The organism is Corynebacterium fournieri (assembly GCF_030408775.1).
GTDB lineage: Bacteria > Actinomycetota > Actinomycetes > Mycobacteriales > Mycobacteriaceae > Corynebacterium > Corynebacterium fournieri.
On record NZ_CP047210.1, the window covers coordinates 1601678 to 1616946 of the forward strand.

General features: G+C 67.0%; 12 protein-coding genes. 10 read left to right on the top strand and 2 right to left on the bottom strand.

Translation table 11 applies throughout. The annotated features are described in order from the left end of the window. Positions 1-116: 116 nt before the first annotated feature. Both CFOUR_RS07725 and CFOUR_RS07730 read left to right on the top strand, forming a co-directional pair. Positions 117-833: a DUF3043 domain-containing protein gene (locus CFOUR_RS07725; RefSeq protein ID WP_085958285.1), complete on the top strand. Its 717-nt coding sequence runs from the start codon at positions 117-119 to the stop codon at positions 831-833. A gap of 3 nt (positions 834-836) precedes the next feature. Next, entirely contained in the window at positions 837-1823 is a 987-nt protein-coding gene (locus CFOUR_RS07730) for a nicotinate-nucleotide--dimethylbenzimidazole phosphoribosyltransferase (protein ID WP_290179080.1), read from the top strand. On the opposite strand, the gene CFOUR_RS07735 is transcribed toward CFOUR_RS07730, so the two are convergent. After that, positions 1820-2926 carry a branched-chain amino acid aminotransferase gene (locus tag CFOUR_RS07735; RefSeq protein WP_085958286.1) on the bottom strand — a complete coding sequence of 369 codons (1107 nt, stop codon included), beginning with the start codon at positions 2924-2926 and terminating at the stop codon, positions 1820-1822. The genes CFOUR_RS07730 and CFOUR_RS07735 overlap by 4 nt on opposite strands. A gap of 70 nt (positions 2927-2996) precedes the next feature. On the opposite strand from CFOUR_RS07735, the gene CFOUR_RS07740 reads away from it, so the two are divergent. After that, a complete protein-coding gene (locus CFOUR_RS07740; RefSeq protein WP_085958287.1) occupies positions 2997-4481 on the top strand; it encodes a leucyl aminopeptidase in 1485 nt (494 codons plus the stop codon). Positions 4482-4585: 104 nt separating this feature from the next. Here CFOUR_RS07740 and CFOUR_RS07745 read toward each other — a convergent pair whose 3' ends face one another. Further along, complete coding sequence (locus CFOUR_RS07745) at positions 4586-4981, bottom strand: oxidoreductase (RefSeq protein WP_085958530.1); 396 nt, start codon at positions 4979-4981, stop codon at positions 4586-4588. A gap of 122 nt (positions 4982-5103) precedes the next feature. Between CFOUR_RS07745 and sucB the strand changes: the two genes are divergently transcribed. The 7 genes from sucB (at position 5104) to lipA (ending at position 15259) form a co-directional block, all read left to right on the top strand. Further along, entirely contained in the window at positions 5104-7230 is a 2127-nt protein-coding gene (sucB, locus tag CFOUR_RS07750) for a 2-oxoglutarate dehydrogenase, E2 component, dihydrolipoamide succinyltransferase (RefSeq protein WP_085958288.1), read from the top strand. A 67-nt stretch (positions 7231-7297) separates the two neighbouring features. Next, positions 7298-8992 carry a dihydroxyacetone kinase family protein gene (locus CFOUR_RS07755; protein ID WP_085958289.1) on the top strand — a complete coding sequence of 565 codons (1695 nt, stop codon included), beginning with the start codon at positions 7298-7300 and terminating at the stop codon, positions 8990-8992. Positions 8993-9068: 76 nt separating this feature from the next. Further along, positions 9069-11891, top strand: a complete 2823-nt coding sequence (gene gcvP, locus CFOUR_RS07760; protein WP_290179081.1) for an aminomethyl-transferring glycine dehydrogenase — start codon at positions 9069-9071, stop codon at positions 11889-11891. A gap of 12 nt (positions 11892-11903) precedes the next feature. After that, a complete protein-coding gene (gene gcvT, locus CFOUR_RS07765; protein WP_085958290.1) occupies positions 11904-13013 on the top strand; it encodes a glycine cleavage system aminomethyltransferase GcvT in 1110 nt (369 codons plus the stop codon). A gap of 2 nt (positions 13014-13015) precedes the next feature. Beyond that, positions 13016-13402, top strand: coding sequence for a glycine cleavage system protein GcvH (gcvH, locus tag CFOUR_RS07770; RefSeq protein ID WP_085958291.1), 387 nt, complete (start codon positions 13016-13018; stop codon positions 13400-13402). A gap of 22 nt (positions 13403-13424) precedes the next feature. Then, a complete protein-coding gene (gene lipB / locus CFOUR_RS07775) occupies positions 13425-14210 on the top strand; it encodes a lipoyl(octanoyl) transferase LipB (RefSeq protein ID WP_085958292.1) in 786 nt (261 codons plus the stop codon). A 5-nt stretch (positions 14211-14215) separates the two neighbouring features. Then, entirely contained in the window at positions 14216-15259 is a 1044-nt protein-coding gene (gene lipA / locus CFOUR_RS07780; protein WP_085958293.1) for a lipoyl synthase, read from the top strand. Positions 15260-15269 lie beyond the last annotated feature (10 nt).

Sequence of the window (15269 nt, forward strand, 5' to 3'; positions counted from 1 at the left end):
TCAAGCTTCGATTTGGAGTGTGCGCCCATGCTACGCGCCACTCGCCACGAACTGTGCAACCGCCCGCCCCGCCGGTCTATTCCACTTGGGCTCGCATGCCTTGTAGCCTTAGGTGCGTGAAACTTCCCTGGCAGAAATCCGAGCACAACGCCGACGCAACGAGCGCGGCGGGCTCCACGAAGGTTGAATTGCCCGACGCGAAGCCTGAAGCAGAGCAGCAGGCGGAAAAGAAGCTCCCCAAGGGCTACACCCCGCCGAAGGGCCGACCGACGCCGAAGCGCATCGACCAAGAGATCAAGCGCGGTGTCGTGCGCGACCCGAACGCCGCCACCCCGGCGCAGCTGCGTCAGCGCGAAAAAGAGCTGAAGAAGACCATGTCCAAGGAGGAGTGGAAGGCACACAAGAAGAAGGTGCGGGAGGAAAACCGCGCCCGCAACCGCGAGATCCAGGCGCGCATGGACGCCGGCGACGAGCGCTACCTCACTGAGCGCGACCGCGGCGAGGTCCGCGGGTACGTGCGCGACTGGGTGGATTCCAAGCGCTTCTTCAACAACTACGTCATGCCGGCTGCGTTGGTGCTCGTGCTGATCATGCTCATCGGCACTTGGCTGCCGCGCGTCTCCGCCGTGCTGTCGCTGCTGAGCATGCTGTTCATGCTGACCATCTTTATCGAAGGCTTCATCATCGGCATCCGCGCCAACCGCGCCGTGAAGGCGAAATTCCCGGAGGCGGACACCGGCTTCGGTTTGGGCATGTACGCCTTCTCGCGTGCCACCCAGCCGCGCAACTGGCGCACCCCGAAGCCTCGCGTGGCCGTCGGCGCAGAGGTATAGGCCATGCAGTTCCCGCCGGTTGAAGCACCGAAGCAGTCCCACGGGCACGCGGTGGCAGACGCGCTCGCGGGTTCGACCCGCGGGCTCGCGCTGGGCAGGCTCGGCTCGCTGGCCGCGTGGATCGCCTCCGTCCAGGGCGCGGACGTACCCGCCCCGTTTGCCCGCCCGCGCGCGATCGTGGTGGCGGGCAACCACGGCATCGCCGCGCGCGGGCTATCCGCGTGGACCGCGGAGGCGGGATCGGCCCAGGCTGAACAGCTGCGCTCCGGCGCCGGGCCGGCCCACGCCGCGGCGCGCCTGGCGGGGTCGAGCCTGCGCTTCATCGGCGACTACCTGGACACCCCTACCGGCGCCATCGACATCGAGCCTGCGGTGTCCGCGCAGGTGTGGGAGGCCGCCCTCGCCGCTGGCGCCGAGGTGGCGGACAACGAGATCGACTCTGGGGCGGACATCCTCGTCCCCGGCGACATCGGGGTGGGCAACACCACCATCGCCGCCGCCGTGTACGGCACGTTTACCCGCACCGAGCCGGTCAAGGCCATCGGCCGCGGATCCGGCATCAACGACAAGGTGTGGAAGGTCAAGATCGCCGCGGTGCGCGACGCCATGTTCCGGGTGCGCGACTTCCGCGACGACACCGAGCGCGTGTGCGCGGAGCTGACCGGGCCGGATTTCGCGTTCCTGGTCGGGCTGACGGCCCAGGCCGCCACGCGCCGCACCCCTGTGCTCGTCGGCGAGGTCTACCCCACCGTGGCCGCCTACGTGGCCGAGCGTCTCGCGCCCGGCACCAAGGGCTGGCTCCTCGCCGGGCAGACCACCGCGGAGCCGGCGCACACCGGCTGTCTTGAGGCGCTGGATCTGAAACCGGTGCTGGCCCTGGACATGAAAACGGGCCAGGGCGCCGGGGCCCTGGCCGCGCTGCCGCAGCTCAATCTCGCGGCGGAGCTTGCGGGTGAGGTGCTCGCCGGAGGAGCGTCGTCAAGCGACTAGCCCTCGATGAGGACAGTGTTCCAGCCGTGGGTGTCCTCCACCTCGCCGGTCTGGATGCCGCGCAGACGCTCGCGCATGGCCATGGTGATCTCGCCAGCCTCGTTGTTGTTCACCGTGAATTCGCCGTCCTTGGATTTCACGGTGCCGACCGGAGTGATCACGGCTGCGGTGCCGCACGCCATGGTCTCGGTGATCGTGCCGTCTTGGACGCCGGTGCGCCACTGCTCGACGGTGATCCGGCGCTCCTCCGCCTCATAACCTAAGTCCTTCGCCACCTGCAGCAGCGACTTGCGGGTGATGCCCGGCAGCAGCGAGCCGGTCAGTTCAGGGGTGATGATCTTGGCGTTGTCGCCGCTGCCCTCGACGAACATGAGGTTCATCCCGCCCATCTCCTCGATGTACTTGCGCTCGCAGGCGTCCAACCACACCACCTGGTCGCAGCCCTTTTCCGCCGCCTGCTGCTGCGCCAGCAGGGACGCGGCGTAGTTGCCGGCGAACTTCGCGTCGCCGGTGCCGCCGGGGGCCGCGCGGACGTAGTCCTCACTGATCCACACACTCACTGGCTTCACGCCGCCGGAGAAGTACGCGCCTGCGGGCGAGGCGATGATGTAGAAGCTGTAGCTCGTCGAGGGCTTGACACCCAGCGTCTTTTCCGTGCCGATCATGAACGGGCGCAGGTACAGCGACGCCTCGCCGCCAGCCTCGGGCACCCAATCCTTGTCAATCGCCACGATCTGGCGCACGGCCTCGAGGAAGATGTCCTCCGGCAGCTCCGGCATGGCCATGCGCTTCGCGGAGTTTTGCAGGCGCTTGGCGTTTTGCTCCGGGCGGAACGCAGTGATGCTCCCGTCGGTGTGGCGGTAGGCCTTCAGGCCCTCGAAGATGGCCTGGCCGTAATGGAACACGTTGGAGGCCGGGTCCAAAGAGATCGGTTCGTAGGCGCGAACCTGGGCGTTGTGCCAGCCGTCCTCTTCGGTCCAGTCGATGGAGACCATGTGGTCCGTGAACTGCTGACCGAACGCCGGGTCCTGAAGGATCTTCGCGCGCTCCGCGTCCGGGGTGGGGTTATCGGTCGGTGTGATTGTGAATTCGATCTCAGCCATGCGGCCCAGGGTACTCCCCGCTTCAGTACCCTCGGGGAGAGCAACTGCCCGCACGATGAAAGGACTCCCCATGGCGTTCGATATCAGCCTCCCCGCCCGCGGCACCACGGTGCGCACGACCCTCGGCTCCGCCCCCGACGGTGCCGCATTGCTCATCCCCGTGGCCAGCGGCGAGGACGGCATCGAGGTGCCCGTCACCGCGCTCGCCCCGAAGGGGCTGCTGGAGGCGTTGGTTGCGGTCGATGCCAAGGGCACCGCGGGCGAGGTCACGCGTGTGCTTGTCGACGGCATCCTGGTCCTCGCATTCGGCCTCGGCGACGCCTCCGAAATCGATGACGAAGCAGTGCGCCGCGGCGCCGGTGCTGCGGCCCGCACCCTCAACGGTGTGGAGCGCGCCGCGGTTTCGACCGAGTTTGGTGTGGCCCCGGTGGTGCAGGGGGTGCTACTGGGCAGCTACGTCTACACCGGATTGAAGTCCCGCGCAGAGGTCGTCGACGACGAGAACACCGACGAGCAGACCCCGCAGACCACCGAAGTCACCGTCGTCGGCGCCGACGAGGCCGAGTACAACGCCGCTGTGGTCGTGGCCGAATCGGTCAACCTGGCCCGCGACCTGGTGAACACGCCTGCGAACTTCCTCTACCCGGAGACCTACGCCACCGTGATGGGCGAGGTTGCGCAGACCGCCGGCCTGGACATCGAGGTCCTGGACGAGTCCCAGCTGGAGCAGCAGGGCTTCGGCGGCATCCTCGCCGTCGGCCGCGGCTCCTCCCGCCCGCCGCGCCTGGTGCACCTGACCTGGGCTCCCGCCAACACTGCGACGAATGTGGCGCTGGTGGGCAAGGGCATCACGTTCGACACCGGCGGCATCTCGCTCAAACCCGGCTCCGGCATGGAGGACATGATCTCCGACATGGGCGGCTCCGCAGCCCAGCTCGCCGCCATCGCCGCGGCGGCGCGCCTGGAGCTGCCCGTGCGCATCGACGCGTGGCTTCCCCTGGCGGAGAACATGCCCTCTGGCACCGCGACCCGCCCGGGCGACGTGATCACCCACTACGGCGGCATCACCAGCGAGGTGATCAACACCGACGCCGAGGGCCGCTTGGTGCTTGCCGACGCCATCGCCCGCGCCTGCGACGACAACCCCGCCTACCTCATCGAAACCGCCACCCTCACCGGCGCGCAGCTGGTGGCGCTGGGCAACCGCACCGCCGGCGTGATGGGCTCGGACGAGCTGCGCGACCTCATCGCCGAATCCGGCCGCAACGTCGGCGAGCAGGCGTGGGCGATGCCGCTGCTCGAGGAGCAGGAAGATGAGCTGAAGTCCCCCATCGCGGACATCCGCAACACCCACAACGCGCGCACCGGCGGCATGCTGTTTGCCGGGCTCTACCTGTCGCGCTTCGTGCCCGAGGACACCGAGTGGGCGCACATCGATGTAGCCGGCCCCGCCTGGAACGGCGCGAGCCCGTACGGCTACACCCCGAAGCGGGCAACTGGCGCGCCTGTGAGGACGATTGTGGAGGCGTTGACGCGCCTCGTCGACAAGCAGTAGCGCTGAGTTGCGCACGATTTAACATGCGCAACCAGCAATATGAGCTTGACCTGCAGCATCAGATCTGACCGCTCGGCTCGAATGTCAGATCGTGCGCGGCCGGCTCAGCTGTAAGGGTTTTCGCCGCGCTCGAACTTGGCGCGGCGTTCCTTCTGCTCCTCACGCTTGCGCAAAATGCGCTCCTGCTCGATCTTTTTGCGCATGCGGTCGGGGTAGCCGGTCTCTTCCACGTCGTAGAGCATGATGCCCAGCATGTCGGCCACGTGGTCGATGCCCTTCGGGCCGCCGATGCGGCGGCGGGTGTAGTTGCCCTGCTCGTCCACGAGCACCACGGACATCTCGTTGACCATCGTTTCCGGCTCGACAAAGCCCTCCACAAACGCGCGACCCGCGACCCAGTCGCGCAGGTACTTTGCATCATCCGGGCGGATTGTCTCCCCCGGCGCACGCGGGGGCTTAAACGCCGTGGACTTCTTGCCTTTGCCGAACAGGTTGAACACGTTCCACATCATACGGTGCACCCGGGGCAGGCAAGGTCACCCCTTGGGCAACGAGCGGGGCGTGTTACAGGTACGCTTTGAGCCTGTATAGCTTCCAACGTTTCGATGAGGAGACATTAGAAATGGCGCACTCTGTTGAGATGCCCGAGCTGGGCGAATCGGTCACCGAAGGCACGATCACCACGTGGCTGAAGGAAGTCGGCGACACGGTCGAGGTGGACGAGCCGCTGCTCGAGGTCTCCACCGACAAGGTCGACACCGAAATTCCTTCCCCGGTCGCCGGCGTGATTCTGGAGATCAAGGCGGACGAGGACGACACCGTCGAGATCGGCGATGTCATCGCCATCATCGGCGAGGAAGGCGAGGAAGCAGCCTCCTCCGAGAAGAAGGAGGACAAGGCCGAGGCTGAGGAAAAGCCGGAGCCGAAGGAAGAGAAGAAGGAGGAGCCGAAGAAGGAGGAGAAGTCCTCCACGCAGGCATCCGGCGACGCCACCGACGTTGAGATGCCGGAGCTTGGCGAGTCCGTCACCGAGGGCACCATCACCACCTGGCTCAAGGAGGTCGGCGACGAGGTCGAGGTCGACGAGCCGCTGCTCGAGGTCTCCACCGACAAGGTCGACACAGAGATCCCCTCCCCGGTCGCCGGCACCCTGATCGAGATCCTGGCGGAAGAGGACGACACCGTCGAGGTCGGCGACGTGATCGCGCGCATCGGCGACGCTGCTGCCGCCACATCCTCCGATGACTCCGACGAATCCGCCGACAAGGACGAGGCCGAAGAAGAGTCCGAGGAGAAGCCCGCCGAGGATGCTCCGCAGAAGGAAGAGTCCAAGCCCGCCGCCTCCGCGAAGAAGTCCTCCGGCGAGGGCACCAAGGTTGAAATGCCGGAGCTGGGCGAGTCCGTCACCGAGGGCACCATCACCACCTGGCTGAAGTCCGTGGGCGACATGGTTGAGGTCGACGAGCCGCTGCTCGAGGTCTCCACCGACAAGGTCGACACCGAGATTCCGTCCCCGGTCGCTGGCACCATCCTGGAGATCCTGGCTGAGGAGGACGACACCGTCGAGGTCGGCGATGTCATCGTCGTCATCGGCGACGCTGAGGCCGCAGCTGAAGCTGACGAGCCCGCCGAGGAGGAGAAGCCGGAGCCGAAGGAAGAGCCGAAGAAGGAAGAGCCCAAGGCTGAAAAGAAGGCCGAGGAGAAGAAGCCGGAGCCGAAGAAGGAAGAGGCCAAGGCCGACTCCAAGAATGCTTCCGCCAAGGTGAATAACGGCGACAACGTCCCGTACGTCACCCCGCTGGTGCGCAAGCTGGCCGACAAGCACGGCGTCGACCTGAACACCATTGAGGGCAGCGGTGTGGGCGGCCGCATCCGCAAGCAGGACGTTCTGGCTGCTGCCGAGGGTGGCAAGGCTGCCGGCGCGAAGAGCACCGAGAGCACTGACAGCACCGCGTCTGCTGCCGCAGCGGCACCGAAGGGCGAGCGCGCCAACTGGTCCACCAAGTCCGTGGACCCGGCGAAGGCGGAGCTGATCGGCACCACCCAGCGCGTCAACCGCATCCGCGAGATCACCGCGGCGAAGATGGTGGAGTCCCTGCAGACCACCGCGCAGCTGACCCACGTGCAGGAGGTGGACGTCACCCGCGTCGCCGAGCTGCGCAAGAAGGTCAAGCCGGCGTTCGTGGAGAAGCACGGCGCGAACATCACCTACCTCGCCTTCTTCATCAAGGCCACGGCCGAGGCGCTGGTGTCCCACCCGAACGTCAACGCCTCCTACGACGCTGACGCGAAGGAGATCACCTACCACGAGGACGTCAACATCGGTATCGCCGTCGATACGCCGATGGGCCTGCTGGTGCCGGTGATCAAGAAGGTGCAGGACATGAACCTGGCGGACATCGCGAAGGCGATCACCGACCTGGCCGGCCGCGCACGCGACAAGAAGCTGCGTCCGGACGACCTGTCCGGTGCAACCTTCACGGTGACCAACATCGGTTCCGAGGGCGCGCTGCTGGATACCCCGGTGCTCACCCCGCCGCAGGCCGGCATTCTGGGCACGGCCGCGATTGAGAAGCGCCCGGTCATCGTGACCGAGGACGGCATCGACTCGATCGCTATCCGCCAGATGTGCTACCTGCCGTTCACCTACGATCACCAGCTGATCGACGGTGCGGACGCGGGCCGTTTCGTCACTACCATCAAGGACCGCATCGAGCAGGGCGACTTCGAGGCTGACCTCGACGTCTAACCCTCTCCCTTAAAACCCGGCACCGTCAATGGTGCCGGGTTTTGTCGTGTGTGCCTACAGTGGTGTTATGGCTGACACGTTCAAATCTTTTCGTAACGAGACTGACCATTTCATGCGGGAGGCGCTCGGCGGCCTTGTTGCAGCGCACCCGTTCGCCCGGTGGCACAGCGAGGGCTTCGTGGGGCTTTCGCTTGACGACGGCTCTAAAGATCGCAACCGCGTCGCAGTGATCTCCGGCGGCGGGTCGGGCCACGAGCCGATGCACGCCGGGTTTGTGGGCCCCGGCATGCTGGACGCGGCTTGCCCCGGCTTGTTGTTCACCTCCCCGAACGCGGTGCAGATCGGCGCGGCCACCGAGTGGGCCGACAGCGGCGCGGGCGTGGTGCATGTGGTGAAGAACTACACCGGCGACGTCATGAATTTCACCGTGGCAGCCAACCACGCTGAGGCGGATGTGGAGCAGGTGCTGGTGGCCGACGACGTGGCCACCGAGATCGACAACGACGACTCCCCTGGCCGGCGCGGCACGGGCGCGACCGTGATCGTGGAAAAGGTCGCGGGCGCTGCGGCGGCGCGCGGCGATGATCTGAAGGCGGTGGCGGAGGTGGCGCGGCGCGCCGCGGATCAGTCCCGCAGCATGGCGGTGGCGCTGCAGGCAGGCCACTCCCCGACCTCGGACCGCGACACTTTCGATTTGGAGGACGGCCAGATCGAGGTTGGCGTGGGCATCCACGGCGAGCCGGGCGTGGAGCGCCGCGATCTTGCCCAGACCACTGTCTCCGCTGCGGCACTGGTCTCAGAGCTGCTGGACGGCATCCTGCAGTCGCTGCGCGACGCCGGCGTCGACGGCAGCGACGTCATGCTCTTCGTCAACGGCCTCGGCGGCACGAGCGAGCTGGAGATGGATCTGGTTTTCGGCGAGGCGCTCAAGCAGCTGTCCGAGCGCGGGCTGAAGGTGCGCCGCGGCATGCGCGGGTCGCTGGTGACTTCCCTGAACATGGCGGGCATTTCGCTGACGCTCACCGTCGTCGACGACGAGCTGATCGAGCTTATCGATGCCGAAACGTCCGCCCCCGCCTGGCCTTCCACCGTGCGCGACCCGCAGTACGCCGACGCCCGCATGGTCGACGAGGAAACGCAGCCCGACGATGGCGCCGTAAACACCTGGCTCAGCGCCTTCGTAGAGCGTCTCGCGGCCGGCTACGGCGATTTGACCGCCTTGGACCGTGAGGCCGGCGATGGCGACTTCGGCCAGAATATGGAAGCTGCCTTTGGTGACGTCGCTAGACCTGTGCGCGGCGCGGACGCGGACGTGCTGAACTTCTTCGCTCACCGCATGCTGGTGCGCGCCGGCGGCACCTCCGGGGCCGTGCTGGGCACCTTCTTCCGCCAGATGGCCGACGCGTTTGCAGGCGTCGATTCCCGGGCGGGCGACGGCGAAGCCTTTGCCACAGCACTTGCTCAGGGCATGCGCCGCGGCGTAGACGCCATCACGGAGCTCGGTGGCGCGAAGGAGGGCGACAACACGCTCATCGACGCGCTGGCTCCCGCCGCCAGGGCCGCCGCAAGCGCCAACGGATCCGTCGAAGAGGTGCTCGAGCAGGTCTTCGGACCGGCGGTCGACGGCGCGAAATCCACCCGCGGAATGCAGGCGAAGAAGGGCCGCGCGTCCTACCTCGGCGAGAGCGCGAAAGACGTGCCAGATCCAGGTGCGATTGCGGTGACGTGGCTGTTCGGCGAAGCGGGTGTAAGCGAGTTCTAAGAATTGGCTTTTTGGGAGGGGCCGAACAGCTATGCTGTCGCGTGGTTGTACGACCCCTAAAACCAAGGAGCTCGAGTTGGATTACATCTCCCGCCATATCGGCCCAGACCAGGCAGAACAGCAAGAAATGCTGCAAGCGCTGGGCTACGATTCCATCGACGCGCTGATCGCCGCCGCGGTGCCCTCCGGCATCCTGGCCGAGAAGCCGCTCGATCTGCCGGAGGCACTGACGGAGTATGAGGCTCAGGACCGCCTGCGCGAGCTCGCCGACAAGAACACGGTGCTGCGCGCGTTCTACGGCCAGGGCTTTTCTTCCACGCTGACCCCGCCGGTGATCCGCCGTGGCGTGGTGGAGGACGCTGGCTGGTACACCGCCTACACCCCGTACCAGGCAGAGATCTCGCAGGGCCGCCTCGAGGCGCTGCTGAACTTCCAGACGATGGTGCAAGACCTCACCGGGCTGGACGTCGCTAACGCGTCGCTGCTCGACGAGGCGTCCGCCGCCGCCGAGGCCGTCGGCCTGATGTCGCGCGTGGTGAAGAAGGGCCGCCGCGTCCTGCTGGATTCGCGCCTGCACCCGCAGGTGATCAAGGTGGCCTCCGAGCGCGCCCGCGCCATCGACCTGGAAGTCGAGGTAGTCAACCTGGCCGAGGGCGTCGTCGGCGAGGACCTGGTCGGCGCAGTGTTCGCCTACCCGGGCACCGAGGGCGACATCGTCGATCCGCGCCCGGTGATCGAGGCGATCCACGAGCGCGGCGGCCTGGTCGCCGTCGACGCGGACATCCTGGCGCTGACCCTTGTGGAGTCCCCCGGCGAGTTCGGCGCTGACATCGCCATCGGCACCACCCAGCGCTTCGGTGTGCCGCTGTTCTACGGTGGCCCGCACGCCGCTTACATGGCCGTGCGCCAAAAGCTGCAGCGCCAGATGCCGGGTCGCCTCGTCGGTGTGTCCAAGGACGCGGAGGGCTACCCCGCCTACCGCCTGGCCCTGCAGACGCGCGAGCAGCACATCCGCCGCGAGCGCGCCACCTCCAACATCTGCACCGCCCAGGCCCTTTTGGCCGTGACCGCCTCCATGTACGCGGTCTACCACGGCCCCGCCGGCCTGACCGAGATCGCGCGCGCGGTGCATCAGCGCGCCGCCGACTTCGCCGCCGGCCTCGAGGCAGCGGGCGTGAAGGTCAAGCACGCCGAGTTCTTCGACACGGTGGCGGTTGAGGTTGAGGGGGCACCGGAGGTCGTCGCAAAGCTGGCGCAAGCCGGCTACCTCGTGCGGGCCATCGACGACGCAACCGTCGGTGTCTCCTTCGGCGAGGACACCACCGACGCCGACGTGGAAGCGCTGCTGCGCGGTTTCGGCGCCGCCCCGGCCGAGGGCGAGTCCCGCATCCCTGCAGCACTTTCGCGCACCACCGAATTCCTCACCCACGAGACGTTCAACCGCATCCACTCCGAGACGCAGATGATGCGCTACATCCGCGAGCTCGGCGACAAGGACCTGGCACTCGACCGCACGATGATCCCGCTGGGCTCGTGCACCATGAAGCTCAACCCCACCGCCGGCCTCGAGGCCATCACATGGCCGGGCTTTGCCAACGTGCACCCCTACACCCCCGACGAGTACACCGCGGGCTGGCGCGAGCTTATCGACGAAATCCGCTCCTGGCTCGTGGAAATCACCGGTTACGCGGAGGTGTCCGTGCAGCCGAACTCCGGCGCGACCGGCGAGCTGGCGGGCCTGTTGGCCATCCGCGCCTACCACGTGGCCAACGGCGACGCCGAGCGCGACATCTGCCTCATCCCGGCCTCCGCCCACGGCACCAACGCGGCGTCCGCGACTTTGGCCAACCTGCGCGTGGTGGTTGTCGCCACCGCCGAAGACGGCTCCATCGACCTGGCGGACCTGGACGCCAAGCTGGACAAGCACCGCGATGCTGTGGCAGCGATCATGCTCACCTACCCCTCCACGCACGGCGTGTACGAGGAAGATGTGCGCGTGGTCTGCGACAAGGTGCACGCCGCAGGCGGCCAGGTCTACATCGACGGCGCGAACATGAACGCGCTGACCGGCATCGCCCGCCCGGGCGACTTCGGCGGCGACGTCAGCCACCTGAACCTGCACAAGACCTTCACCATCCCCCACGGCGGCGGCGGCCCGGGTGTGGGCCCGATCGGCGTTGCCTCGCACCTGATCCCGTTCTTGCCGGGGGATCCGACCGACGCGTCGGAGCAGCCTGAGGGCGGCGTGCCGGTCAGCGCCACGCTCTACGGCTCCGCTGGCGTGCTGCCGATCTCCTGGTCCTACATCGCCATGTCCGGCGCCGCCGGGTTGCGCAGCGCCACCGCGCACGCCGTGCTGGGCGCGAACTACATCGCGCGTGCGCTCAACGATTCCTTCCCGGTGCTCTACACCGGCAACGACGGCCTGGTCGGCCACGAGTGCATCCTGGACCTGCGCGAGCTAACCGACGCCTCCGGCGTGACCGCGGCGGATGTGGCCAAGCGCCTGATCGACTACGGCTTCCACGCCCCCACCCTCGCCTTCCCGGTCGCCGGCACCCTCATGGTGGAGCCGACCGAGTCCGAGGACTTGGCGGAGCTGGACCGCTTCATCGAGGCGATGCGCTCCATCCGCGCCGAGATCCAGGAGATCATCGACGGTGGCATCGAGTACGAAAAGTCCGTCGTCCACAACGCACCGTTTACGGCCGAGAGCGTCATCCGCAGCGAGTGGCCGTACGACTTCCCGCGTGAGAAGGCCGCCTACCCGGTGGATTCGCTGGCCAAGCACAAGTACTTCCCGCCGGTGCGGCGTATCGACGAAGCCTTCGGCGACCGCAACCTCCAGTGCGCCTGCCCGCCGCCGGAGGCTTTCGACATCACCCCCGACAACCAGTAAAGGAGCACCCCAATGCCACAGACCCCGCTGCACGCCACCCACGAAAAGCTTGGTGCGAGCTTCACCGATTTCGGCGGCTGGGAGATGCCGCTGAAGTACGGCAACGAGCTGGAGGAGCACCGCGCCGTGCGAGGCGACGTGGGCATCTTCGACCTGTCCCACATGGGCGAAATCACCGTCCAGGGCCCCGACGCCGCCGCGTTTTTGGACTACACGCTGATCTCCAACTTCACCGCGCTCAAAGACGGAAAGGCGAAGTACTCCATGATCGTCGCTGAGGACGGCGGCATCATCGACGACCTGATCACCTACCGCTTCAACGAGAACCACTTCATGGTCGTGCCCAACGCCGCGAACACCAACGCGGTGTGGGCGGCGTTTGAGGCGCGCAAGGGCGACTTCGAGGTGCAGCTCACCAACAATTCCGAGGCGTTCGCGCTGGTTGCGGTCCAGGGGCCGCGTGCGCTCGAGGTGCTCGAGCCGCTTCTCGACGGCGACGCGTCCGCCCTGTCCTACTACTCCGGCGTCTGGTCCTCACTGCGTTCGGACCAGACGGGAGACAACGACCAGACGGGCGAATCTGTCGAAACCTTCGTCGCCCGCACCGGCTACACCGGCGAGGACGGCTTCGAGCTGTTCTGCGCGCGGGAGGATGCCCACAAGGTGTGGGACGCAGTGATCGACCACGGCACCCCATGCGGCCTGGCGGCGCGCGACTCGCTGCGCCTGGAGGCCTCCATGCCGCTCTACGGCCACGAGCTGACCACCGAGATCACCCCGGTGGAGGCTGGCATGGGCCGCGCGTTTGCGAAGAAGGAGGCGGACTTCGTGGGCAAGGACGCTCTTGTCGGGCGCGAGCCAAGCGTGGTCATCGCCGGTTTGACCTCCGAGCAGCGCCGCGCCGCCCGTGAGGGCGCCGAGGTCTTCCTCGCAGGCTCGGACGACAAGATCGGCGTGGTCACCTCCGGCCAGCCGTCGCCGACACTGGGTTACCCAGTTGCGCTGGCGCACCTGGACCCCGACCACGCGGAGGTGGGCACGGATGTGGAAATCGACATCCGCGGACGCCGCTACCCGTTTACTATTGCATCGACCCCGTTTTACACCCGAAAGGACGCATAACCATGGCGCTGAAGCCGGACTTCTACTACTCCGAGGACCACGAGTGGATCAACGCCACCCCGGATAACGCCGAGGGCCAGACCGTGCGCGTGGGCATCACCCACGTCGCCGCTGACCGCCTGGGCGAGGTCGTCTTCGCGGAGCTTCCGCAGGTGGGCGACACCGTCACCGCGGGCGAGACCTGCGGCGAGATCGAGTCCACCAAGTCCGTCTCCGACCTGTACTCCCCGGTCACCGGCACGGTCACCGCAGTCAACGAGGACATCGACGGCGCGTACGAGGCCATCAACAACGACCCGTACGGCGAAGGTTGGCTCTTCGAGGTGGAGGTTGAACAGGTCGGCCCGCTGATGACCGCCAACGAGTACGGCGCCGCCAACGGCGTCTAGCCCGGGGACTAGGGTAAGGCGCATGACTGCGCCACGCGACCCGTTTTTCCCCGCCGACAGATCCATCCGAGCCTCAGCCGCGCCCATCGAGGTGCGCGAGCTGGGGCTCGTGGACTATCAAGAGGCGTGGGACCTCCAGGCGGACATCGCTTCTCGACGAGCCAAAGGCGAAGCCCCCGACACGGTGCTCGTCCTCGAGCACCCCTCCACCTTCACCGCCGGCAAGCGCACCCAGCCGGAAGACATGCCGGATCCTTCCTACCCGGTGCCCGTGGTGCCGGTGGACCGGGGCGGGCGCATCACCTGGCACGGCGAGGGCCAGCTGGTGGTCTACCCGATCATCAAACTCGCCGAGCCGGTGGATGTGGTCGACTACGTGCGCCGCTTAGAAGAGGCGCTCATCCAGGTCGTGCGAGACGCCGGGGTGACCACGGCGGGCCGGGTCGACGGCCGCTCCGGGGTCTGGGTGCCGCAAGAGACGAAGGCGGCGGACCCGAAGGCGTCGACAAGCGAACGCAAAATCGCGGCCCTAGGCATCCGCATCACCCGCGGAGTGACCATGCACGGGCTCAGCCTGAACTGCAACAACACTCTCGAACACTACGACCACATCGTCGCCTGCGGCATCGACGACGCCGATGTGACCACCCTGTCGCTCGAGCTCGGCCGCGACATCACACCTGCAGACATGGCGGCGCCCGTCGTGCACGAATTACAACGCGCCCTGGCCGGGGAGCTGGTGGTGGCGGACCACACATTCGCCACCCGACCGGACCCCTCGAAGGGTTTGACACGGAAGGTACGGTAAGTGACGTGACTGTAGCACCAGAAGGCCGCAAGCTTTTGCGCGTTGAGGCGCGCAACTCCGAAACCCCGATCGAGAAGAAGCCGCGGTGGATCCGCAACTCGGTCAAAACCGGTCCCGAATACGAGGACATGAAACAAAAGGTCAAGGGCGCCGGGCTGCACACCGTGTGCCAAGAGGCCGGCTGCCCCAACATCCACGAGTGCTGGGAATCGCGCGAGGCGACCTTCCTCATCGGCGGTTCCCGCTGCTCGCGCCGCTGCGACTTCTGCGACATCGCCTCCGGCAAGCCCGACCCGCTGGACCGCGACGAGCCGCGCCGCGTGGCTGAAGAGGTCCAAAGCCTCAACCTGAACTACTCCACCATCACCGGTGTGACCCGCGACGACCTGGACGACGAGGGCGCCTGGCTCTACGCAGAGGTCGTGCGCAAGATCCACGAGCTCAACCCGCACACGGGCGTAGAAAACCTCACCCCGGACTTCTCCGGCAAGCCCGACCTGCTGCAGGAAGTCTTCGAGGCGCGCCCCGAGGTCTTCGCGCACAACGTCGAGACCGTCCCGCGCATCTTCAAGCGCATCCGCCCGGCGTTCCGCTACGAGCGCTCCCTCGACGTGATCCGCCAGGCACGCGACTTCGGCTTGATCACCAAGTCCAACCTGATCCTGGGCATGGGCGAAACGCGCGAGGAAGTCCTCGAAGCGCTGAACGACCTGGTCGACGCAGGCTGCGACATCATCACCATCACCCAGTACCTGCGCCCCGGCCCGACCTACCACCCGATCGACCGCTGGGTGAAGCCGGAAGAGTTCATCGAATACCGCGACGCCGCCTACGAAATGGGCTTCGGCGCGGTCATGTCCGGCCCGCTGGTGCGCTCCTCCTACCGCGCCGGCAAGCTCTACGTCGAGGCGATGGCCCACCGCGGCCTGGAACTGCCGGAGAACCTGAAGCACCTTGCGGAGACGTCGCAAGGCGACACCGCCCAGGAAGCCTCCACCCTGCTGAAGAAGTACGGCGCCTCCGCCGACCACCCGGTGGTAACCCGCTAGGGTCTTTGGC